19 protein-coding genes are annotated in these 20,399 nt (G+C 50.3%); 3 read left to right on the forward strand and 16 right to left on the reverse strand.

Translation table 11 applies throughout. From position 1 onward, the window contains the following. Positions 1–6 precede the first annotated feature (6 nt). Genes mreC through WKK33_RS02050 form a run of 3 tightly spaced genes read right to left on the reverse strand, consistent with a single transcriptional unit; the run spans position 7 to position 2,532 of the window. Positions 7–873, reverse strand: coding sequence for a rod shape-determining protein MreC (gene mreC / locus WKK33_RS02040; RefSeq protein WP_215759365.1), 867 nt, complete (start codon positions 871–873; stop codon positions 7–9). A 15-nt stretch (positions 874–888) separates the two neighbouring features. Further along, complete coding sequence (locus WKK33_RS02045) at positions 889–1,911, reverse strand: rod shape-determining protein (protein WP_215759366.1); 1,023 nt, start codon at positions 1,909–1,911, stop codon at positions 889–891. 27 nt (positions 1,912–1,938) lie between these two features. Further along, positions 1,939–2,532 (reverse strand): IMP cyclohydrolase, encoded by a 594-nt coding sequence (locus WKK33_RS02050; RefSeq protein ID WP_215759367.1) that lies wholly within the window; start codon positions 2,530–2,532, stop codon positions 1,939–1,941. Positions 2,533–2,997: 465 nt separating this feature from the next. Here WKK33_RS02050 and WKK33_RS02055 point away from each other — a divergent pair, with 465 nt between their 5' ends. Next, the gene (locus WKK33_RS02055) at positions 2,998–3,561 is read left to right on the forward strand and encodes a hypothetical protein (protein WP_337932252.1); all 564 of its coding nucleotides are present in this window, start codon (positions 2,998–3,000) and stop codon (positions 3,559–3,561) included. Here WKK33_RS02055 and WKK33_RS02060 read toward each other — a convergent pair. Next, entirely contained in the window at positions 3,549–4,292 is a 744-nt protein-coding gene (locus tag WKK33_RS02060) for a porin family protein (protein ID WP_337932253.1), read from the reverse strand. The genes WKK33_RS02055 and WKK33_RS02060 overlap by 13 nt on opposite strands. A gap of 216 nt (positions 4,293–4,508) precedes the next feature. Here WKK33_RS02060 and WKK33_RS02065 point away from each other — a divergent pair, with 216 nt between their 5' ends. Then, on the forward strand, positions 4,509–4,679 hold the full coding sequence (locus WKK33_RS02065; RefSeq protein ID WP_215759370.1) for a 4Fe-4S binding protein: 171 nt from the start codon (positions 4,509–4,511) through the stop codon (positions 4,677–4,679). A gap of 354 nt (positions 4,680–5,033) precedes the next feature. On the opposite strand, the gene WKK33_RS02070 is transcribed toward WKK33_RS02065, so the two are convergent. The 11 genes from WKK33_RS02070 to WKK33_RS02120 form a co-directional block, all read right to left on the reverse strand. Then, the gene (locus WKK33_RS02070) at positions 5,034–6,467 is read right to left on the reverse strand and encodes a tetratricopeptide repeat protein (RefSeq protein WP_215759371.1); all 1,434 of its coding nucleotides are present in this window, start codon (positions 6,465–6,467) and stop codon (positions 5,034–5,036) included. A gap of 113 nt (positions 6,468–6,580) precedes the next feature. Continuing rightward, positions 6,581–7,543, reverse strand: coding sequence for a substrate-binding domain-containing protein (locus WKK33_RS02075; RefSeq protein ID WP_337932256.1), 963 nt, complete (start codon positions 7,541–7,543; stop codon positions 6,581–6,583). Between the two features lie 4 nt (positions 7,544–7,547). Then, positions 7,548–8,396: an energy transducer TonB gene (locus tag WKK33_RS02080; RefSeq protein WP_337932257.1), complete on the reverse strand. Its 849-nt coding sequence runs from the start codon at positions 8,394–8,396 to the stop codon at positions 7,548–7,550. Positions 8,397–8,429: 33 nt separating this feature from the next. After that, positions 8,430–9,086: a biopolymer transporter ExbD gene (locus WKK33_RS02085; protein WP_337932259.1), complete on the reverse strand. Its 657-nt coding sequence runs from the start codon at positions 9,084–9,086 to the stop codon at positions 8,430–8,432. Beyond that, positions 9,087–9,716 (reverse strand): biopolymer transporter ExbD, encoded by a 630-nt coding sequence (locus WKK33_RS02090; protein ID WP_337468594.1) that lies wholly within the window; start codon positions 9,714–9,716, stop codon positions 9,087–9,089. Positions 9,717–9,746: 30 nt separating this feature from the next. Continuing rightward, positions 9,747–10,592, reverse strand: a complete 846-nt coding sequence (locus WKK33_RS02095) for a MotA/TolQ/ExbB proton channel family protein (RefSeq protein ID WP_215759376.1) — start codon at positions 10,590–10,592, stop codon at positions 9,747–9,749. 186 nt (positions 10,593–10,778) lie between these two features. After that, entirely contained in the window at positions 10,779–11,972 is a 1,194-nt protein-coding gene (locus WKK33_RS02100) for a pyridoxal phosphate-dependent aminotransferase (protein WP_337932261.1), read from the reverse strand. Positions 11,973–12,101: 129 nt separating this feature from the next. Then, a complete protein-coding gene (locus tag WKK33_RS02105; RefSeq protein ID WP_215759378.1) occupies positions 12,102–13,310 on the reverse strand; it encodes a bifunctional 3,4-dihydroxy-2-butanone-4-phosphate synthase/GTP cyclohydrolase II in 1,209 nt (402 codons plus the stop codon). Positions 13,311–13,556: 246 nt separating this feature from the next. Then, positions 13,557–15,482, reverse strand: coding sequence for an LptF/LptG family permease (locus WKK33_RS02110; RefSeq protein WP_337932262.1), 1,926 nt, complete (start codon positions 15,480–15,482; stop codon positions 13,557–13,559). A 184-nt stretch (positions 15,483–15,666) separates the two neighbouring features. Beyond that, positions 15,667–15,873, reverse strand: a complete 207-nt coding sequence (locus tag WKK33_RS02115; RefSeq protein WP_215759380.1) for a hypothetical protein — start codon at positions 15,871–15,873, stop codon at positions 15,667–15,669. Positions 15,874–15,953: 80 nt separating this feature from the next. Next, positions 15,954–17,135, reverse strand: coding sequence for a phosphoribosylaminoimidazolecarboxamide formyltransferase (locus WKK33_RS02120; RefSeq protein ID WP_337468597.1), 1,182 nt, complete (start codon positions 17,133–17,135; stop codon positions 15,954–15,956). Between the two features lie 145 nt (positions 17,136–17,280). Between WKK33_RS02120 and WKK33_RS02125 the strand changes: the two genes are divergently transcribed. Further along, the gene (locus tag WKK33_RS02125; RefSeq protein WP_337468598.1) at positions 17,281–17,580 is read left to right on the forward strand and encodes a hypothetical protein; all 300 of its coding nucleotides are present in this window, start codon (positions 17,281–17,283) and stop codon (positions 17,578–17,580) included. 2 nt (positions 17,581–17,582) lie between these two features. Here WKK33_RS02125 and WKK33_RS02130 read toward each other — a convergent pair whose 3' ends face one another. Then, positions 17,583–19,850, reverse strand: coding sequence for an outer membrane beta-barrel protein (locus WKK33_RS02130; RefSeq protein ID WP_337932264.1), 2,268 nt, complete (start codon positions 19,848–19,850; stop codon positions 17,583–17,585). Positions 19,851–20,399 lie beyond the last annotated feature (549 nt).

Genomic DNA, 20,399 nt, shown 5'->3' on the forward strand with positions numbered 1-20,399 from the left:
CCCTAATTACTTTCCATCTTTCAGTTTCAAGGAGTCACGCGCCGAGCGCATGATGTCTATCTGTTCCAACATAGGCTCATTATCGACCACACACACATCGCTCAGGTTGCCAAAATCGGTGGCCAACTCGACCTGCAAACGATAGGACACACCATCAGGCGAGTTGTAAACATGGAGAATCTTGCCCACAGCAATGCCCGGTGGAAAAACCGACGAGTAGCCACTGGTCTCCACCCATTCGTAAAGACGGAAATGGGCGTGACGAGGAACATCCTCAATATAGGCCAAACGAGGGTCGCCCCCATTCCAATGGAGATAACCGAAATAACCACGGCCTCGGATGCGGCAACTAATGTTCGACGAGGTGTTGAGAACGGGAATGACGACCGAATAATGGGTGGAAACCATATAGACGATGCCCACGACCCCTTGGCCGCAGGCAACGCCCATGTCTTTACGCACTCCGTCGGCACTGCCCTTGTCGATGGTGAGAAGGTTGTCGTAACGATCGACCGAGTTGCTAACCACCTTGGCGGGTATCAACTTGAACGAACGAAGCAGGGACAACTGGTTGCGATGAACCCATCCGCTGTCCTTGGTGGCCTCACCCAATTGTCCCGAGAGCATTTTTACCTGCTGCTCGAGATAGAGGTTGCGTTGTGTGAGCTCTTGGTTGGCCTTCGACATGGAGAAGAAAGACTCCACCTTAGCGTCCCAACTCAGCACCTTGCCAGCAACGGCATTGGCGGATGAGAACCACACACTGCCCTGATAGCTGTTGTATTGGAACAACAGCACGACACCTATCACCTCAAGGAGGACGAAGAGAAGCCAATGGTTGTAGCGTGCAAGAAATTCTAATAGATTACGCACTGCTCAAACAAAAACTTATCTCATCAAGAATGAGAAGCGATTGACGTTCTTCAAAGCGATGCCAGCGCCCTTTGCCACGCTGTGGAGCGGATCCTCTGCAATGTGGAAAGGAATGTTGATCTTGTCTTTCAAACGACGGTCGAGACCACGCAGCAACGCACCACCACCGGTGAGATAGATACCGTTCTTCACGATATCGGCATAGAGCTCAGGCGGGGTAGCCTCGAGGGCCGAAAGCACGGCATTCTCAATCTTGGCCACAGTCTTATCCAAGCAGTGAGCAATTTCCTGATAGCACACAGGCACCTCCATGGGAAGTGCTGTGATGCGGTTAGGACCATGCACCACATAATCCTCGGGAGCCTCGTCGCCCAAGTCGGTCAGGGCCGATCCCACGTGGATCTTGATACGCTCAGCCATGCGCTCAGAAACCTTCACGTTGTGCTGACGGCTCATATACTCCTGGATGTCGGCCGTCAGATCGTCACCAGCGATACGGATGGAGTTATTGCTCACAATACCACCCAACGAGATGACGGCGATCTCGGTGGAGCCACCGCCGATATCAACAATCATGTTGCCCTCTGGGGCCTCGACGTCGATACCAATGCCAATGGCTGCTGCCATAGGCTCAAAAATGAGGTAAACATCACGACCATCGGCATGCTCGGCCGAGTCGCGAACAGCACGAAGCTCCACCTCCGTTGAACCAGAGGGTACACCAATGACCATACGCAACGACGGAGAGAACAGGCGCGAACCCGTGTGGACCATCTTAATCAGGCCACGCATCATCTGCTCGCAAGCGGTGAAGTCGGCAATGACTCCATCGCGCAACGGACGGATGGTACGGATATTGTCGTGTGTCTTCTCGTACATCATCTTAGCCTTCTCACCCACAGCAATCATCTTGTCGGTGCGGCGATCCAAGGCTACCACTGACGGTTCGTCAACAACAATCTTGTCATCGCTGATGATGATGGTGTTGGCGGTACCGAGATCCATAGCGATCTCTTGAATAAATGAAAAAAATCCCATGTTCTTTATTAAGTTCTGTGCCCGAAACTACTTAGCAAACCAATTGTGGATGGCAGTGTCGTAATGACTGCTGACGCCAAAAGCACGCTCTGCGAACTGCTTGCGATCCTCCAAATCGGTCTGTGCGCCCTTAGCCTTCAGCACATCGAGCAACATGCCATACTCGGCCTTGCTGGGCACGATAACCACATCTTTGAAATTCTTGGCTCCTGCACGGATGAGAGAAATGCCACCAATATCGATCTTCTCGATGATGTCGGCATCAGAGGCTCCACTGGCCACGGTCTGCTCAAACGGGTAAAGGTCGACAATGACCAAATCGATAGAAGGAATATCGTACTCGGCCATCTGCTGCTGGTCGCCCTCATTGTCGCGTCGAGCAAGGATTCCTCCAAAAATCTTCGGGTGAAGGGTCTTCACACGACCACCCAAAATAGAAGGATAGGTGGTTACGTCTTCTACCTTCTGGCAAGGATAACCCAAACCCTCAATAAACTTCTGTGTGCCACCTGTGCTCAGGAAAGCAACACCCTCTTCATGTAACTTGGCAAGGATTTCCTCCAATCCATCCTTGTGGAAGACTGAGATAAGCGCAGTCTTGATCTTCTTTGTTTCAGCCATGTAAATACGTACGTTATTCGATTAGGCTGCAAAGTTAATCATTTTTAGACAAACCATGCCTAATAATTGAGCAATTTCGTTGTTTTTGAAACGTTAAAATGTCACAAGTCAAGTTAGGCGCAGGCATTTGTAGCAATTATAAGGATTGATTATGGTTACCACAAAATAGGCTATTAAACTGAAACAAGGAGATTATTGGGATGTTATTGGGCCCTTTCATCTCTAACGATCGTTTCACTCGGCGTCAGTTTTCACGGTCGTTACGACTTAGCCAGTAGCTTTGGGTGCAACTGTCTCGACTCGCTCAAAGCAAACACAAACAAGACGAAAAGCTAATGAACGATTTGGTTAAAAGGCTAATGAACGAATGGGGGAAAAAGAAATGGGATAAATCGTTTCGCACTCTATGCAAATTGCATTACCTTTGTAATTGCTTACAAACAACATCACATAGACAAAAGAAACATGAAGGAATCATGGATCATCATAACGCTGCTGGCCTCTTCCATGGCTGCGCAAGCTCAACGGTGCATCACCGTTTACGACCCTGAGCGAAACGAGCCCGTGAGGGACGCATTGGTGTGGGTGGACCACAAGGAAGCGGAGGCGTCGACAATTCTTGGCGAGGCGTTCATCCCCGAGCGCTTCGACACACTGCACATCAGTGCGACTGGCTATGTGTCGTTGGCCATTCCGGCCTCACTTACTGCCGACTCCATCCCGCTGATGCAGGACTACAACAACATCGGAGAGATTGTGGTGCACGGCGTATATCGCAACAAGCAACTCACAGAGAGCGTGAAGCGATGGACAAAAGAGGCCCGGAAGGAGTTTGAACTGCGAAACCCCATCAGGGGAATCAACTTCAGTATGGCAGACACTGTGGACCCTCGATTGCGACGCATAAAGAAACAGACGAAAAAATTGGAGAAGATCTTTAAGCGGATGGATGCAGAGGGCACCGACCCCATCATTCAAGCCTACCGTAAAGCCCTCGGAAAGAACTCGCAAGCGGGTTACTCGAAATAGAAGGTCAGCGCTATCATCTTCGATCGAGCCTTATTAACCGACATGGCATAGGGCAACATCGAACGGTCGCGAATCTGTGAGGCGTGATCGGTGTCGAGACTGTTTGTGAGGCCGTACATGAACTTCAACTCAGGTCTGACCTTGAAGAAAGGAAGGTAAAAGTCGCAACCGATGCCGGCTTCCAGGAAAAGGTCGTAACGCTTGAGTTTTAGGTAATCGTCATTAGAGCCGCTCAAGTTAATGACGGGATTAAGACCCACCATTACGTATGGACGATGGTTATTGAAACGGGGCGAAGCAGCAATTAAATCAAGGGCACATGAGAAATAGGCGGTCTTCAACGTCTGGTTGCGCGCCAACATAGAGTCGGGGGCGCTGGTGTCCATATTATGAAACGAGATGTGACGGGTTCCGAAATACATGGCCGGAGCGATGCGAAACTGGAAGGTGCGATTAAGACGCAGCTCACCCAACACACCCACATTGAAACCGTCATCCCAACGGTCTTGGTCGCAGGTGATCACATATTGCTGCTGGGTGCCATCGACATTGGTAATGAGCTGAGGACCCACATTGTTGAACTCAAGGTCCTGTAAATGGGTACCAACAAGAATGCCGAAATGGAACTTACGCAAATCGGTATACGGTCGGTTCTCAACCGTACGCTCCTGCCCACACGCCACGCGAATCACAAGCAGGGAGAGCATAAAAAGGCACAATATTCGCTTCATATAAGGAATAACGCACGCAGCACGCAATTTATTGTTTGGCAAACGCCCTACCCTCATTTTTTAGTAGCGAATGTTAAATCGCAAAAAAAATCTTCATCATTTGTAGGTATTATGGGGAAATTGACTATCTTTGCAAAACAATAAAAAGACAACAGCAAAGGTTGTCGAACGATTGCGAATTAACAAAACAGTATTAACAATAAACATTTTATTATTATGGCTTACGTAATTAGTAATGACTGCGTTGCTTGCGGTACATGTATCGATGAGTGCCCCGTTGGCGCTATCTCTGAGGGCGACATCTACAAAATCAATCCTGACGAGTGCACAGAGTGCGGTACTTGCGCTTCTGTATGCCCGAACGAGGCAATCAGCCTCGCCGAGTAAGTTCTGATAAGCAATCATCAGAAAGACATATAGCCCAGCCTGGTTTCAGGTTGGGCTTTTGTTTTGCCTTCCATTTCACATCGTTCAGCATAAGCCCTGAGGTTCTCAGGTTTGTAAAAGGCTAACAGTACATTGTTCACTAGCAGGCTCTCTTGTGAGTGCTAAAGAAACAGGAAGATACCCTACGATAGCGAAAACCAATCGGTAACGTGCAAGCCTTGCGAGTGCAATAAGTCCAAGAAGATTCCCTACACTATCAAGAAAATGAAAGCGGGGTGCATCTCTCATCATTAGAGATGCACCCCGCTCATATTATTGGGGTAGCAGCCATTTGAAGCCGCCATGATAACGAAATTACATAGCCATCACTTGCTTAGCCACAGCGTTCTCAGGGTCTACGGCCAGGAGTTTCTCTGAAACAGCCTTAGCGGCAGCCTTGTCCTGAAGCACATTGAAATCGTAAACGATAAGGTACAGGTAAGCCTGCTTCAACATGGCGATCTCGCTTGACTGCTTCTCAGCTTTTGCCTCCAACGAGGTGGCAAGCGCCTCATAATAAGGCTTGGCAAGACCTTCCTTGCTATCGGGATCGAGGTTGGCGTTAACCTGACCACGCATGTAATTGCAATAGTTAGCGTAGTTGGGATACAACTCCAGCATGCGAGCATAAACACCATCAGCTTTGCGGAAAGCCTCATCAGAACCCGCCTTATCCTCAGCCTTCAATTTCTTAGAGGCAATATCGGCATAGAGTGAGCCAAGGTTGTCGAGCTGATCCATAGTCGGCTTCTCAGAGCCTTCCATACTTTTCTCAAAATAAGCGACGGCATTATCGAAATCACCCTTCTGCAGATACACGTCAGAGAGGTTCTTGTTGATGATGCTCTTCTGCTTATTGTTGCCCTCATTAAGCTCCAAAGCCTTCTCAAAAGCATGAATAGCATCATCCCAACGCTTAGCCTGCAGCAAGGCTGTACCATGATATGTATAGTCCTCTGCAATGAAGTGGGCAGAATCGCTGGCATTGAAGAGTTTGTCGGCATAAGCCAAAGCCTCATCCGTCTTCTTCAAGTCAGTATAGTCGTAGAAAGCGATACGGTTCCAAGCAGCCTTACGAGGATTTACAGAGAGACCAGCCTTACAAACCTCAATACTCTGCTCGCGATGACCGAGCAACCAAGTAGCAGTAGCATACTCAGTGATGTACTCAGGCTTCATCTTAGTAACATCAGACACCTTAGCAAAAGCGTCAGCAGCCTTCTGGTAGTCCTGTGCATTGAAGAAAATATGACCAATCAACTGATCAACAGGATAGTCGGGGCGCTGTTGGCGAAGATCCTCAAGCACCTGGGCGGCACCAGCAGGGTCAACACCACGCTGAACCATCGCATACTTATAATAACCATCGGGTTCCTTCGGGTCAAAATAGATGGCGTTCTGATAAGCAACAGCAGCGTCACCGCCATTGTTATCACTAACAGCAATATCACCCTTCAGCAACCATACATGTGCGTTCTTGTTGTCGCGAGCCAAAGCACGCTCTGCGAAATCACGAGCATTTACGAGATCCTTCTGCTCCAAGAATGCACGTCCAATGGCCAAGAGAACCTCTGTGTTTTTCTTGTACTTCTTGCCAAAGTCCTTCACCTGATCGCTGAGATTTGCAGGCTTGGCCTTGATAACACTCACTACCTGCTCGATAACGGCCTTGTTGTCGTCTTGAGCCATACCAGGGGCTGCTGCACCAAACAGCAAAGCACCCATCAATACATATTTAATAGTCTTCATAATTCTAAACGTTAATGGGGTTGTTGTTCTCAAAAATTCTTATTCTCTCTTGTCTGACTTTTAAATAATGGTTTCTTTATAAAGCAGACGATGAATGAGACCAAAAGTTTTATTTATTGACTTACATTAACATCCCGCACATTGATCTGACCCAAAACGGGAAGCAAACCAGCCTTCATCACGATGCGCTGACCCTTTGGCCCCTCAATGAAGTGAGCGAAGCCCCAAGGCAAGCCACGGCGCGGATCATTCAGAAGCGCATAGATGGTTCTCACGAGAGGATATTCACCATTATAGATGTAATATTGGTAAGGCAACCTGCTGCTCGCCGGTGTGGCAGGATGAACCTTGCTGACCCGCATGACGCGAATGTTTTTATTGAAAGTGAGATTGGTAGAATCGTGCTTATCGTTAAGCCAATTGTTACCAATAACACCAATCGCGCCAGGGTTTTCCTCAACATATTTAATCACCTCGGCAGTCTTGTTCACCGCAGCCACATTGGGATTGGTGATCGGCTTACCGCCAAGTATGGAATCTTCAACGTAATGGACTGTGCTCGACTTAGCATTGTCGAATACAACAGTGATGGTGCCACTTGATGCTCCATTGGAAATGTCGCTCCACTTAGTGGCCTTTCCACTCATAACATTCATGATGTCCTGAACAGAAATAATTGTGTCGCTACTGGCCTTGTTCACAATGAAGGCCAAGGCGTCGTAAGCCACCTTGATCGACACAGGCCTAAAGTTCCTTGCCTGCAAGTTTTGAAGCTCAGACGCTTTGAAGTCACGAGCAGCAAAAGCCAACCAAGCCTTGCCATCCAAAAGACGATTGATAGCATCCGACTCGTTGGTATACACAGGAGTAACCTTAGCTTGGGGATAATCGAATTGGAAGACCGTACGCTCTTCCTCAATAATGGGACTAAAACTTTCATCAGAGACGAAAGAGATCGCCCCTGATGAGTAAGTATCAGTTCGACCGTCTTTGCCCTTCTTGTTATCAGAACAAGAAAAGCAAAGACCGGCGAACAGTGTTAATCCTACGAAAAAGTAAGATGTTGATTTCTTCATACAATTAGTTGCTGAGTCTGAAGGTCACAGGAAGTCTGAAACGTGAGCGAACGACATTACCGTTCTGCTTACCAGGAATCCAGTGAGGCATAGATTTCACGACACGAGTAGCCTCGCGGTCAAGAGACGGGTCAACGCCACGCTCCACCTTCACGTCAGTGATTGAGCCATCACGCTCAACGACGAACGATACGGTAACACGGCCTTGAATACCATTTTCCTGAGCCACTGCAGGGTACTTGATGTTATCGTTCAGGTATCTGAACAGGGCGGCTTCACCACCGGGGAACGAAGCCTGCTGCTCAACGACCTCAAAGACCTTATTCTCTACTTCGGGCTTCGGAGCGGCGATAGGCTCATCGGCAACACGCTGTGTCACCTTCAGCACCTCACCAGTCTCACTGTTACCCTTAACGTCCAAAGCACCGATGGCTGTGGTGGTCTGCATCAACTCCTCCTGGGTCTTCATCTCATCCTCGGGCTTCACCTCGTTATCCTTCTTGATAACAGGAGCCGTAAACTTGATAGAAGACTTAACCTCCTTAACCACCTCTTGTTTCTTCTCAGGAATTTGGATCTCCTTACGCTTCACCTCAGCCTTCTTCTTAGGCTGGTTGATCTGCGAGATCTCAGTAACCTGTTCGTTCTTCTGGTGGTTCAGTTGGTACTGGTCGTAAGCTGTTTTAGCCACATAGACACCGATAAGGACCAAAGCGATGATCGCAATGATAACGATTGCATAGATGTTTCTCCTAGGAGTTTGTCTACGGAGCTTATATGCGCCGTATTCCTTATTACGTCCTTCAAAGACAAGATCGGTCCAACCGTTCGTTGTTAAATCAATGTTTGCCATTTTCTTAAACTATTAATGATTTAGACCTTTGACTTACTCCTTGACGTTGTTCTTCTTGAGAAGAGCCTCGTCGTCGGCATTCATCTTATCAATCACATACTTACCAATGCTGCAAATCTGCATTTCATCGAGAGCGTCAACCAAGTTCTTGTAGGTAGAATTGTCCGTAGCCTTGATGATGACGGTCATGGTCTGGATCTTCTTACCATTGATATTACCAGCCTTGATCTTAGCCAAGGAGGCGTTATAGGTTGAATCGTCCATCTTCTTACCCTCACTCTCAAGCTTTGTGCGCTGGTCATCGAGAGCCTGCTTGGCCTTCATGACATCCTGCACAGGAGAGGTTCCATCCTCAGTGACGTGGTTGATCAGGACCTGACGGATACCCTTGCTTCCCCAAGTAGTCTTTTGCAAGCACTCGGGCTTCTCGGGCTTAATCAGTCCAGCAACATAATAGATCTGGTTGTTTGCGCAGCAATAAATCGTAATGGTGTACGATTCCTTTGTCACGGTCCTATCCTGATCCTGCAAGTTCTTATCGTTACTTGGCATACTCAATTCCATAGTCTGCGGCTTAGCCAAAGACGTACAGAGCATGAAGAACGTGATAAGAAGCATCATCATGTCCACCATAGGCGTAAAGTCTACGCGGACGTTCATCTTCTTCTGTTTGCTTTTTCCTGCTGACATTTATTCGTCCTCCGCTTTCTTATATTGAGTAATCAAATAGTAACGGTTCTCATTCATGTCCTGGAGCTCCGACATGAGCTTCTTCACTACCTTGTACGGTGTCTTGATGTCGGCCTTGATAGCGATCTTAGCTTCGGGGTTAGCCTGATGTGCGGCCTTCACCCACAGCTGGAATTCGCTCATGGCAGCCTCGCCCTCCTTACCAGGGACAGAGTCCGTTGGGATACCATACTTCTTGATAGCCTCAGGCATATCTGACTTACTCAGATTCAGATACCCCTCGAGCTCGCTCATTGGAACACCCCACATGGGGTCGTCAAGGAACTTGGCGCGCTGGGCGGCAGTCAGCGAGATACCGAACTGTCCGGTAATATCGTCGAGGACGACCTGCACATCCGACACCTTGTCCATGTTCATGAAAATCTTGCCGTCATTACCGACAAGGATATTCAGGACATTCTTATCTGGAACTTTAATCTCAGACACAGATCCCGGCGTTTCCACTTTCACTGGCTCACTCTTCGTAAATGTTGATGTCAACATAAAGAAGGTCAGCAAAAGCACCATCACGTCGGACATAGGAGTCATATCGATCCAGACGTCTGCTTTCTTAATTTTTACTTTACCCATAGCGATAAATTTTTAAAGGGTTAGCAAAAATTAAGCCTCATCTGCGTGGCTGGCTTCGTATGTCTGTGCGATTGAATAACCTACCTCGTCAAGTGCATATGTCAACTTATCGATCTTGTTGGTGAAGAAGTTATAGGCGATAACAGCGCACCAAGAAGTAGCGATACCGAAAGCAGTGTTGATCAGAGCCTCAGAAATACCAGTAGACAGGGCGAGTGAGTCACCACCACCACCAGCAGCCAGAGCCTGGAACGAACGGATCATACCCGTCACAGTACCGAGCAGACCAGTAAGAGTACCAAGAGTAACGATAGTGGCGATGATCGGGAGGTTCATCTGCAGAGTAGGCATCTCGAGCTGAGTGGCCTCCTCGTGAGCCTGCTGGATCTTAGCGACCTTCTGGCTCTTCTTCAGAGAAACGTTAGCACCGCTCTCCATGTCCTTGTAAGCGCGGAGAGAAGCCAGCACTACGTTGGCTACAGAACCCTTCATCTTGTTGCAGAGGTCCTCTGCCTTAGCGAAATCATTGGCCTTCAAGGCAGCCTTGATGTTCTGCACGAACTTGGTGAGGGGCTGCTTACCGAAAGCGGTCTTCAGAGCCAGGTAGCGCTCTACAGCGAGGCAGAGCACGGTGAGCAACAGCGTGTGGATGATAGGCACAACGTATCCACCCTTGAAGATTGTACCGAGCATGTTCACAGGAGCGTTGGCGTTGTCGCCACCCTGGAAGTTAGCGCCGTCACCAAGGACGAAATTGAAGATGCAGATAGCAGCAACGAAGCATACAACGATGATCCAGAATGCGCCTCTGATACCAGTGAAGCCCTCAGACTTCTTAGCAGCCTTGGGGGCTGCGGCTTTTTGTGTAGTTGCCATAATTTAATGAATTAATTTTGATTATTGATAAATTTAAGTTATGTCCGAAGTAATTTAGGTTCTTATTGTATTCACCCCAAAGCCCCTCGACAATGCGCTCTAAGCACCATCTGCCGAAGGAATTCTTTCGCAAAGATAGCAAATTACAAGTGACTTTGTGCGAATTTATTAACTTTTAACACAATTTTATTTCAACACGGCAAGAACCTCTTTGATGCGTCGCATCGCCTCGCGGATGTTATCGTCGCTTGTGGCGTAGCTCATGCGGAAGCAATCGGGCTCGCCGAAAGCATCGCCTCCTACCGTCGCAACGTGCGCTTTTTCAAGGATATACATGGCGAAGTCGGTGGAATTGTTGATCACAGTCTCGCCATCGCTCTTGCCGAAGAAGCTGCTGCACTTGGGGAAGAGATAGAACGCACCCTGGGGAACATTGACCTCAAGTCCGGGAATGTCCTTAGCGAGCTTCACAATGAGGTCGCGGCGGCGCTCAAAGGCTACGCGCATCTGCTCCACGCAGTCCTGACTTGCCACATAGGCGGCCACGGCAGCCTTCTGGCTCACGTCACAAGTGCCGCTGGTGTATTGTCCCTGCAACTTGTTGATGCCCTTTACAATCCATGCCGGAGCGGCCACCCAACCCAGTCGCCAACCCGTCATGGCATACGCCTTGCTCACGCCATTACAGATGATGGTGCGCTCCTTCATGCCGGGATAGCTGGCAATGCTTGCGGCCTTGCCCACATAATTGATATGCTCGTATATCTCATCCGACAGCACGAAGATGTCCTCGTGCTTGAGGACGACCTCAGCCAAGGCGTTCAACTCCTCCTGCGAGTAGACGCTACCCGTGGGGTTGCTGGGCGAGCAGAGGATGAGCATCTTGGTCTTGGGCGTGATGGCAGCCTCCAACTGTTCTGCCGTCATCTTGAAATCTTGCTCAAATCCGGCGCGAACGACCACCGGTGTGGCACCTGCCAACTTAGCCATCTGCGGATAGCTAACCCAATAAGGTGCGGGTATGATAACCTCATCTCCAGGGTTTACCAAGGCCAGGATGGTGTTGCACACACCCTGCTTGCCACCTGTTCCTGCGATTACCTCATTCGTTGTATAGTCGAGACCGTTCTCTTTCTTCAGTTTTTCAACGATTGCCTCGCGCAAATCCATATATCCCGGTACGGGCGAATACTTGGAGAAGTTGTCGTCGATAGCTTTCTTTCCAGCCTCCTTGATATGATCAGGCGTGTTGAAATCGGGTTCACCGACGCTCATGTTAATCACGTCGACACCTTGTGCCTTCATCTCATTACTCTTCTGCGACATAGCCAGCGTGGCCGATGGAGCCAGGCGGTTGAGTCGATCTGATAATTGTGCCATAATAACCAATTAATATTTATCAATACACCTTTTGTGCAAAAGTAGCATATTATTCATAGAAACGGAAACTTTCCGCCTTTATTTTATGACGCGATGCCACTTTTTATCCACTTTGTAACTTATTGCCTCTTATTTAAGATGTAAGAGGTGCCCCATGCGGTCGCGCTTGGTCCGGAGATACTCCACATCGTATTTGTTTGCTGCCACCTCAATGGGCACGTTCTCCACGATTTCCAAGCCATAGGCTTCCAATCCCACTCGCTTGGTGGGGTTGTTGGTCATGAGTCTCATCTTATGCACCCCGAGGTGTCGCAACATCTGCGCGCCACAGCCATAATCGCGCTCATCGGGCTTGAATCCGAGATGCACGTTGGCATCAACGGTGTCGAGTCCTTCCTCCTGGAGTTTGTAGGCGGCGATCTTGTTCATCAGTCCGATGCCTCGTCCTTCCTGCTGCATATAGATGATGACGCCCTTTCCCTCTTTCTCGATCATCTGCATGGCCTTGTGCAACTGCTCGCCACAGTCGCAGCGCTTACTTCCAAGGATATCGCCAGTGGCACAAGACGAGTGCACACGCACGAGGATAGGCTCATCCTCCTCCCATGTGCCCTTGATGAGCGCCATGTGCTCCAGTCCGTTGCTCTGTCGGAACGGGATGAGATGGAAATGTCCGTAAATGGTGGGCAGGTCGGCCTCATCGCCCACCTCAATGCTGCTTTCCTTCTTCAGGCGATAAGCAATGAGGTCTTTGATGGTGATGATTTTCATTCCCCACTCCGCAGCTTTTTCCTGCAACTGGGGCATACGCGCCATCGATCCGTCATCGTTCATGATCTCCATGAGCGCGCCAGCGGGATAGAGTCCTGCCAGTTTGCAGAGGTCTACGGCCGCCTCGGTATGTCCTGAGCGTCGGAGCACACCATTGTCTTGCGCATAAAGTGGGTTGATGTGACCCGGGCGTCCGAAGGTCTGCGGTGTCGACATCGGGTCGGCAAGTGCGCGTATGGTAGCGGCGCGGTCGTGTGTCGACACGCCCGTGGTGCATCCCTCGAGCTTATCGACCGTCACGGTGAACGGTGTGCCCAACATCGACGTGTTGTCCAATACCTGATGAGGTAAGTCAAGTTCCTCAGCCCTCGACAGCGTGATGGGTGCACAAAGCACGCCACGCGCATTCTTCAGCATGAAATTGACATCCTCCGGGGTGATTTTCTCGGCGGCAATGATCAGGTCGCCTTCATTCTCGCGATCCTCATCGTCGACGACGATAACGAACTTACCCTCTTTGAAATCTTTGAGAGCATCTTCAATGCTACTGAGTTTAAAGTCTGCCATATTTTATACCTTATTATAATATCATGTGAAACAGGTGTTGGTTAGCCTGCGCTCGCAGTTCTTTACCGTTGTCGGCAGGCGGTTCTGCGCCCTGAGCATGCCTCAGCTACGGCATTTCGCCCTTGGCTCACCTCACCTTAATTATATGAATAATATGTTTTTCAGTTCTCGTTCCGATGGTCTATAGTGTTTCTCATCCATCCGGCGGAGGCTCCATGGGGAGGCCCACCGCCGTTATGATTCATGTCATTGGGTTTCTCGCTCACCACCCGCCAAGTGTTTCTCCACATAGTTGGCGATGCTGCTGTTGGTGTTTCTCACCACCTGCAGGTCATGGTACAGTCGCAAGCGGAAACGCCACATACGACAATAGAAGAACGCGCCGAGTGGCAAGCAGATGGCCGACGCCACGTTGAGCCACGGTTTCTCGAAAGGTCTCGTGTGCGCTTTCACCGCCAGCACCGGGTAGTGGTTGATCTCATGCATCACCTGTCGGTCGCGCGTATTGCCTAAGTCCTCAATGACACTCTCCAGTTGCTCACTGATGCGTTCTATCTCATGGTCGGGCTCGTACTTAAAGAACACCTTCACCACATTGGGCGGCGACTTCAGGTTATGCTTGCGTGCGTAATCGGCCACAGCGGCGCTGATGCGGCGCAGTTGGGCTGCGTCAGCCTGATAATCAGGTTCCTGGATGACAATTTCCTTGCCTGCGATATGCCGTTTTTCTCGCAGTCCCAACGCCTTCATGAACACGCTGCGCCACAGATCGGCGTTAAACACCATCGAATCCTTGCATGCCTTATAGGTGATAAACACCGCGGCAGGCAGAAGCACGCCCAACGCCAGCGTCTTTCCGAACCACACATCCCACGTGCCTTGGCGCGCCATGCGATAGCCCACGTTGTCGAGGATGTAGTAAACGATGAACACAAAGACCGACACAATGACGGGCACGCCCAGTCCTCCCTTGCGGATGATGGCTCCAAGCGGCGCACCGATGAAGAAGAACAGCAGGCATTGCAATGCCAATGTGAACTTATTGATGGCCTCTATCTCATGCTCGCGTATCAGGCGATCGTTGTCTTTCGTCATCATGCTCTTGAACTCCAGGTCGTTCAGCTCATTCTGCACACGCGACATGGCGTCGCCGAGCATTTGCCGTTTCTTGTCGCGGCTCTCCTTCTCCACCAGTTTGTCGAAGTCGAAGTTTTTCGCCAGTGCCCGTTTCACGGCCTTCGCCGAGTCGTTCGACGCGATCACAGGCGATTGGTAGTAAAGGCGTTTCGCATCCTGGTAGAACGCGCGTCCCACACTGTCATACGTATGGTTGAGCGAGTCCATGGCATGGTAAATCTGTTCGAGGCTCTTACCGCGCGCATCGTTGGAGAGCGACGCCGCATCTGTCATGTTGAAATCGCCGTCAAAGTCGAGCACGATCCGCTTGGCGATGAAGCTCTCGCGGCGGTAGGGCACCGAAGCGCTGCCCGACAGCTCCTGCGATTGCATGTTCTCAAACCACTCTCCGCTCCACAGCGTCAGCAACAGGTGTTTCTTCTCGGCCGTCGACTGCAACATGCCCGAGTCGGCGAGGATGATGGCGGCGTCCTCAAAGCTGTTGGTCATGCGATAGATCATGATGCCATAGAGCTTGCCCGTCTTCAGGTCCTTCTTCTGCACATAGATGTTGCTATTGGGTATTCCGTCGTAGAAGATGCCTTCAGGAATCTCCAGCTCCGGACTTTTCTGCTTCATGGAGATGAGCAGTTGGGTAATCTTCAGGTTGGCGTTTGGTCCGACGTTGTTTTGGAAATAGAACGATCCCACACAGATGAGCATCGACACCACGATGAGCGACCGGAAGGTCTGCATGAGCGATATGCCCGCCGACTTGATGGCCGTCAGCTCACTGCTCTCACCCAGGTTTCCGAAGGTAATGAGGCTACTGAGGAGAATGGCCAACGGCAAAGCTTGTGGCACAAGCATCAGGGCCATGTACCACAGGAATTGGGCCATGACCTCTAAGGATAGTCCTTTGCCGATCAGCACGTTGATATACCTCCAAAGGAACTGCATCATCAGCACAAACTGGCAGATGAAGAATGTTCCTACAAAGAGGAGGCCGAACTGTCTGACAATGAATATGTCGAGTTTCTTAATTCGAAAGTTCATAAACCATCATCTCTTGGCGCTTTGCGCCCCTAACGGCGCTATACACCAATTTGCTGCAAAGGTAATGGAAAAATATAAGAAACCGTTATCTTTATTCTACTTTATCGCTCTGTTTAGCGATAATTATCAATTCCCCAATCGGCCTTTCGGTCGAAAAGGGCACTCATAATGGGTCTGCGCAGCCCTATTTCTTTCGTTGCTGCGACTTTCGGTTGGCGCGTTGTTCGCGATACTTGGCCTTTTGCTTGGCCGACCCTGAGCCGTGGGCACCAGTGATGTATTTCTTTTTCTTGGCCTTGGTCTTCACCTTGTCGTCATCATCCTTTTTCGCGCCCCGCGAACCGCCGCTGAAGTTGATGCCTTGAATGAGTATCTCTTCGAAATTATCCATATTAGAAAGGGTGTTAACCCCAGGTCTCTCCTTGCGTGGAGAGACTTGGGGAGTTAGGGTAATGAATGGGTGCTGTGAGATTAATGGTGGAACAGTCTCACGTGCGTCATGGCCATGGCCATGCCATACTTGTCGCATGTCTCAATAACATTGTCGTCGCGGATGGATCCACCTGCCTGTGCAATGTATTTCACACCGCTCTTGTGAGCGCGCTCAATGTTGTCGCCGAAGGGGAAGAAGGCGTCCGATCCCACACACACGTCGGTGTTCTGGGCGATCCAAGCCTTCTGCTCGGCACGGGTGAAGGGCTCTGGCTGCTCTGTGAAGAACTGCTGCCATGCGCCATCACGCAACACGTCGTCGCACTCCTCCGAGAGATACACGTTGATGCAGTTGTCGCGGTCGGCACGACGGATGTGATCCTTGAACGGCAGGTTGAGCACCTTCGGGTTCTGGCGCATCCACCACTCGTCGGCCTTCGATCCAGCCAAACGGGTGCAGTGCACACGGCTCTGCTGTCCGGCACCAATGCCGATGGCCTGTCCGTCCTTCACGTAGCACACCGAGTTCGACTGTGTGTACTTCAGCGTGATAAGGGCAATCTTCAGGTCGCGCAGCGCCTCGGGGGTGAACGTCTTGTTGACTGTGGGCACATCCTCAAAGAGGGCGGGGTCGCTAAGGTCCACATTGTTGCGCCCCTGCTCAAAGGTAACGCCAAACACCTGCTTACGCTCAATGGGCTCAGGCACATAGCTGGGGTCCACCTTGATGACGCAATAAGTGCCCTTGCGCTTAGCCTTCAGGATCTCGAGCGCCTCGGGTGTGTAGTCGGGAGCGATGACACCGTCCGACACCTCACGCTTGATGAGCAGCGCCGTTGCGGCGTCGCAGGTGTCGCTCAGGGCGCAGAAGTCGCCATACGAGCACATGCGGTCGGCGCCGCGGGCGCGCGCATAGGCCGTGGCCAGTGGTGTGAGCTCAAAGTCGACATCATCCACGAAGTAGATCTTCTTGAGCGTGTCGCTCAGGGGCAGTCCCACGGCAGCGCCCGCTGGGCTGACGTGCTTGAACGAGGCTGCTGCGGGCAGGCCTGTGGCCTCGCGCAACTCCTTGACCAACTGCCATGAGTTGAGCGCGTCGAGGAAGTTGATGTAGCCTGCACGGCCGTTAATCACTTCTACTGGGAGCTCGCCGTTCTCCATGTAGATACGGGCGGGTTTCTGGTTGGGATTGCAACCATACTTAAGTGCGTATTCTTTCATTTTATGATAAGATGGGTATAATCTTACCGCAAAGTTACAAAAAAGTGAAGAAGTGAGAAAGCCACAACGAGTTTTTTGCTCATTTGCTTTCCCACTTTTCTCCCTTTTCGTATCTTTGCACGCGGTATTAGTCTGTTATGAAAATATGAAACGCGATTTAAAGAGCCTCTTCGCCATCGCTGGCAAGAAGATGGCGCATCCCCGCCACGAGTTGGTTGAGGATTTCGAGAATGTCTCCGAGATCTGTTCCAAGCACCACGTCAACCTGAGCAGCCACTCGCTGAAGAAATTGTGGGAGCTGGTAACAGGCAAGCGCAAGTTGTCGAAGGAGGCCAAGGACCGCTTGGCCCTTTTTGCCGGCTTTCAGAGCTGGGACGACCTCGACGATGCGCTGCATGGCGACGTCGACGCCTCCATCAACTACACCGACAAGCCCCGCCAGTAACGTCAGTTCATACGCATCGACTCGATCGACACCACTCGATTGGCATTGACGCGCGCCCGCTTGTTACCCCATTTAAGCTGATAGCTTGCCGATAGCGTAGCCATGAACATGGAACGGTCGAACCTACTGTCATAACGGAACTGTTGTGTCATCGTCCTACTGCGCGTCAGGAAGGTGTAACTGCAATTCAAACCCACATACAATCTGTTCTTCAGGAACCACTTACCCAGACTGCCGTCTATGTTTCCTAAGTAATAAAGGTCTGAATACAACGACCGCTGCGAGCTGTTCAGCTCGGCCGAGCAGCTCAAACTGATGTCGCCTGGCAACGTGGCCATCGACAAGAATCCTCCTGTCACTTGGCTGGCCACCCGTCGCTCACCGCCATAGCTTTCCTTCGACCATTTATACGTGCAATGGTAATTGACGCGCCACTTGTCGGAGAGCTGCAGCATGGGGAATCCCACATAGAGGAAGATGTACTGATGGTGCAGTCCGTTGTCGTACGAAATCACCTCATTCTTATTGTCGTCCAACTGGTAGATACGCGAGGTGGCCAACGTATTTACATACTTGCTTCTTAACGAGAAACCGCCAACACGTGTTTGCAAGGCTATCTCATCCGTAAACCCCGGCGCAAGGTTGGGGTTGCCTTTGTCGTACGAATACTCGGACCGCCAGGCGTTTGAGGGATCCATGGCGATAAGGTTCGAGAAGTCGTAGCTGCGCTCATACTGTAGGGTTAGGGTCTTGTACGACTCGGGGTCGTAGATGTAGGTAATGGTGGCGAAGGGCAGCAACTTGCTCACATCGCGCGTATAAGACGACGACACGCCGCCTTGTTCCACCACGGGCTTCATGTGCGAGTTGAGGTAGCGTGTTCCCACATTCACATCCCACACCCCTTTGCTATACTCGTAGCCCAACGAGCCATCGAACGAAGATTCCTTGTAAAGGCAACGATAGGCGTTCGCCCCATCGACCAACGGCAGGCAATAGTGGCTCTTGTTGTCCCAACTGGTTACACTTGCCGACGTTATGAGTTGATGTGCTTTGGCCAATTTCCATGTGGCCGACAAACTTCCGGAGAACAGGTGGTAGTAGGCCATCTTGTCTTGCCTAAACAGGTTCTGCTGTCCATTGGCAAGGGTCTGGTCACGATTCGTGTGCCCATCGTCTTCCTTAAACGCGTAATTCAACGAGCCATACAATGTTGCAATGGGCAGCTCGCCATAATAGTTTACCATACCTTCAAACTGGTTGATCTTGCGCCGCTCACCCACATAACCGGTCGTCGTTCCCGTCTGCAAGCTGTTCCCAAAGACGTCGTTGTGTGTTTCGGCAGTCTGCGACCGTTTCTGGTGCATACCGCTTACATTAAGCGACACATTATTGTTTTTATCGATCTCATACGAAAGGCCGCCTGTTAGCCACAAGGTCGGCTTAAACTTCAGGTGCGTCATTTGGGTTTCTTTACGCACCTCGTCCGACTCGTAGAGGTGCGTGGTGTTCTTCATCCCACGGTTGAGCACCGATCGCGGTGTGTAATCTGGCAAGAGAAACATCGACCACTTGCCAATGCGTTGCTGAATGTTGAGCGTGGGCTTGGCCTGGAAATCATAAACATTCGATGCTTTGGCGGATGCGCCCACGGTGGCGTTGCCACCATCCTCATATCTCTTTGTGGTAATCTTAAGCACAAAAGCCATCTTGTCGGTAAGCAACGGGTCGGCTGTGCTATTGAGCACTTGCACAGAGACGATGTTCTTGGCCTGCAAGGTGCGCAGATATCCCACGAGGGCGCTGCCCGTATACATCAAGCGCTTATTGTTGACAAACACCGACCCTATGTTCTCTCCGTAAGCCTGAAACTCGCCATCCTTCAGGTACAAGCCTGGCAACATGCGCATGGCATCAACCAGTGTCACACCTTTGAACAGCTGATCATTGGCTATATTGGCCACATATCCCCTTGCATTGTAGCTAATGCGCTTGGCCGTGACCTCCACACCTGCCAGTTCGCTGCTGCTCTCACGCATCACAATGGGTGGCAAATCCATGTTGCCCAAACATTCAACGCGTGCCTCGTATGGGGCAAAGCCCGTAAACGTAACGCGCATCGTATAGTAATTAAGCGGAAGCTTCACCTCGAAATATCCTGCTGTGTCGACCACCACATCGGTCATCTTCGGCGTTTCGTCCATCGAGGAAAACCGCACATGGGCACCCACCAACTTGGCACCAGCCTCATCCACAACACGTCCTGTCACGGCAAGGTTGTCATCTTGAGCGAAAGACGGCAACACGCCCACGCACAAGCATAATAAAAAAAGGAACGTCTCCTTCATGAAATTCTTAATTCTAATATGCAAGTTAACAATTCATACCACAATCAGCATATTATAGGACATGTTGATTGTGGTACGACCACGGAAATACTATTCTGTTTTACTAAGCAGGGTCAGGCTTCGAAGGTGGTGCAACAATAACCACATTCTTACCATCAAGATGCTTCCACTTGCAACCACATTTTGGGCAAGTAAAGACCTTACTATCCGTATTAAAGTAGGTCTCTACATAGCCACAATTAGGGCATGTGGTGATGTTATACATCGCTTGCACCATACCTATTTGACTTACCGGAGCAAAACTCGATACCGAAAACGATAGAGAGCATAACAAAAATAGAAGAATTAACTTTTTCATACGCTTGAGTATTAATTGTTAATAACCATTTGCAAATATAATGAAAAACAAATAAAAAACAAGTAACTATTCAGCGAAAGGGCATGGCGGGGTATCAAGCCTCAAATAAGGCT

It is taken from the genome of Hallella sp., from assembly GCF_037460745.1.
In the GTDB taxonomy this organism is placed as follows: Bacteria; Bacteroidota; Bacteroidia; order Bacteroidales; family Bacteroidaceae; genus Prevotella; species Prevotella faecis.

Bases quoted from the DNA above. Each gene is read 5' to 3' on its own strand.
- WKK33_RS02045 (WP_215759366.1), bottom strand. From the start codon at position 1,911: ATGGGATTTTTTTCATTTATTCAAGAGATCGCTATGGATCTCGGTACC.
- WKK33_RS02050 (WP_215759367.1), bottom strand. From the start codon at position 2,532: ATGGCTGAAACAAAGAAGATCAAGACTGCGCTTATCTCAGTCTTCCAC.
- WKK33_RS02055 (WP_337932252.1), top strand. From the start codon at position 2,998: ATGAAGGAATCATGGATCATCATAACGCTGCTGGCCTCTTCCATGGCT.
- WKK33_RS02060 (WP_337932253.1), bottom strand. From the start codon at position 4,292: ATGAAGCGAATATTGTGCCTTTTTATGCTCTCCCTGCTTGTGATTCGC.
- WKK33_RS02065 (WP_215759370.1), top strand. From the start codon at position 4,509: ATGGCTTACGTAATTAGTAATGACTGCGTTGCTTGCGGTACATGTATC.
- WKK33_RS02070 (WP_215759371.1), bottom strand. From the start codon at position 6,467: ATGAAGACTATTAAATATGTATTGATGGGTGCTTTGCTGTTTGGTGCA.
- WKK33_RS02075 (WP_337932256.1), bottom strand. From the start codon at position 7,543: ATGAAGAAATCAACATCTTACTTTTTCGTAGGATTAACACTGTTCGCC.
- WKK33_RS02080 (WP_337932257.1), bottom strand. From the start codon at position 8,396: ATGGCAAACATTGATTTAACAACGAACGGTTGGACCGATCTTGTCTTT.
- WKK33_RS02085 (WP_337932259.1), bottom strand. From the start codon at position 9,086: ATGTCAGCAGGAAAAAGCAAACAGAAGAAGATGAACGTCCGCGTAGAC.
- WKK33_RS02090 (WP_337468594.1), bottom strand. From the start codon at position 9,716: ATGGGTAAAGTAAAAATTAAGAAAGCAGACGTCTGGATCGATATGACT.
- WKK33_RS02095 (WP_215759376.1), bottom strand. From the start codon at position 10,592: ATGGCAACTACACAAAAAGCCGCAGCCCCCAAGGCTGCTAAGAAGTCT.
- WKK33_RS02100 (WP_337932261.1), bottom strand. From the start codon at position 11,972: ATGGCACAATTATCAGATCGACTCAACCGCCTGGCTCCATCGGCCACG.
- WKK33_RS02105 (WP_215759378.1), bottom strand. From the start codon at position 13,310: ATGGCAGACTTTAAACTCAGTAGCATTGAAGATGCTCTCAAAGATTTC.
- WKK33_RS02110 (WP_337932262.1), bottom strand. From the start codon at position 15,482: ATGAACTTTCGAATTAAGAAACTCGACATATTCATTGTCAGACAGTTC.
- WKK33_RS02115 (WP_215759380.1), bottom strand. From the start codon at position 15,873: ATGGATAATTTCGAAGAGATACTCATTCAAGGCATCAACTTCAGCGGC.
- WKK33_RS02120 (WP_337468597.1), bottom strand. From the start codon at position 17,135: ATGAAAGAATACGCACTTAAGTATGGTTGCAATCCCAACCAGAAACCC.
- WKK33_RS02125 (WP_337468598.1), top strand. From the start codon at position 17,281: ATGAAACGCGATTTAAAGAGCCTCTTCGCCATCGCTGGCAAGAAGATG.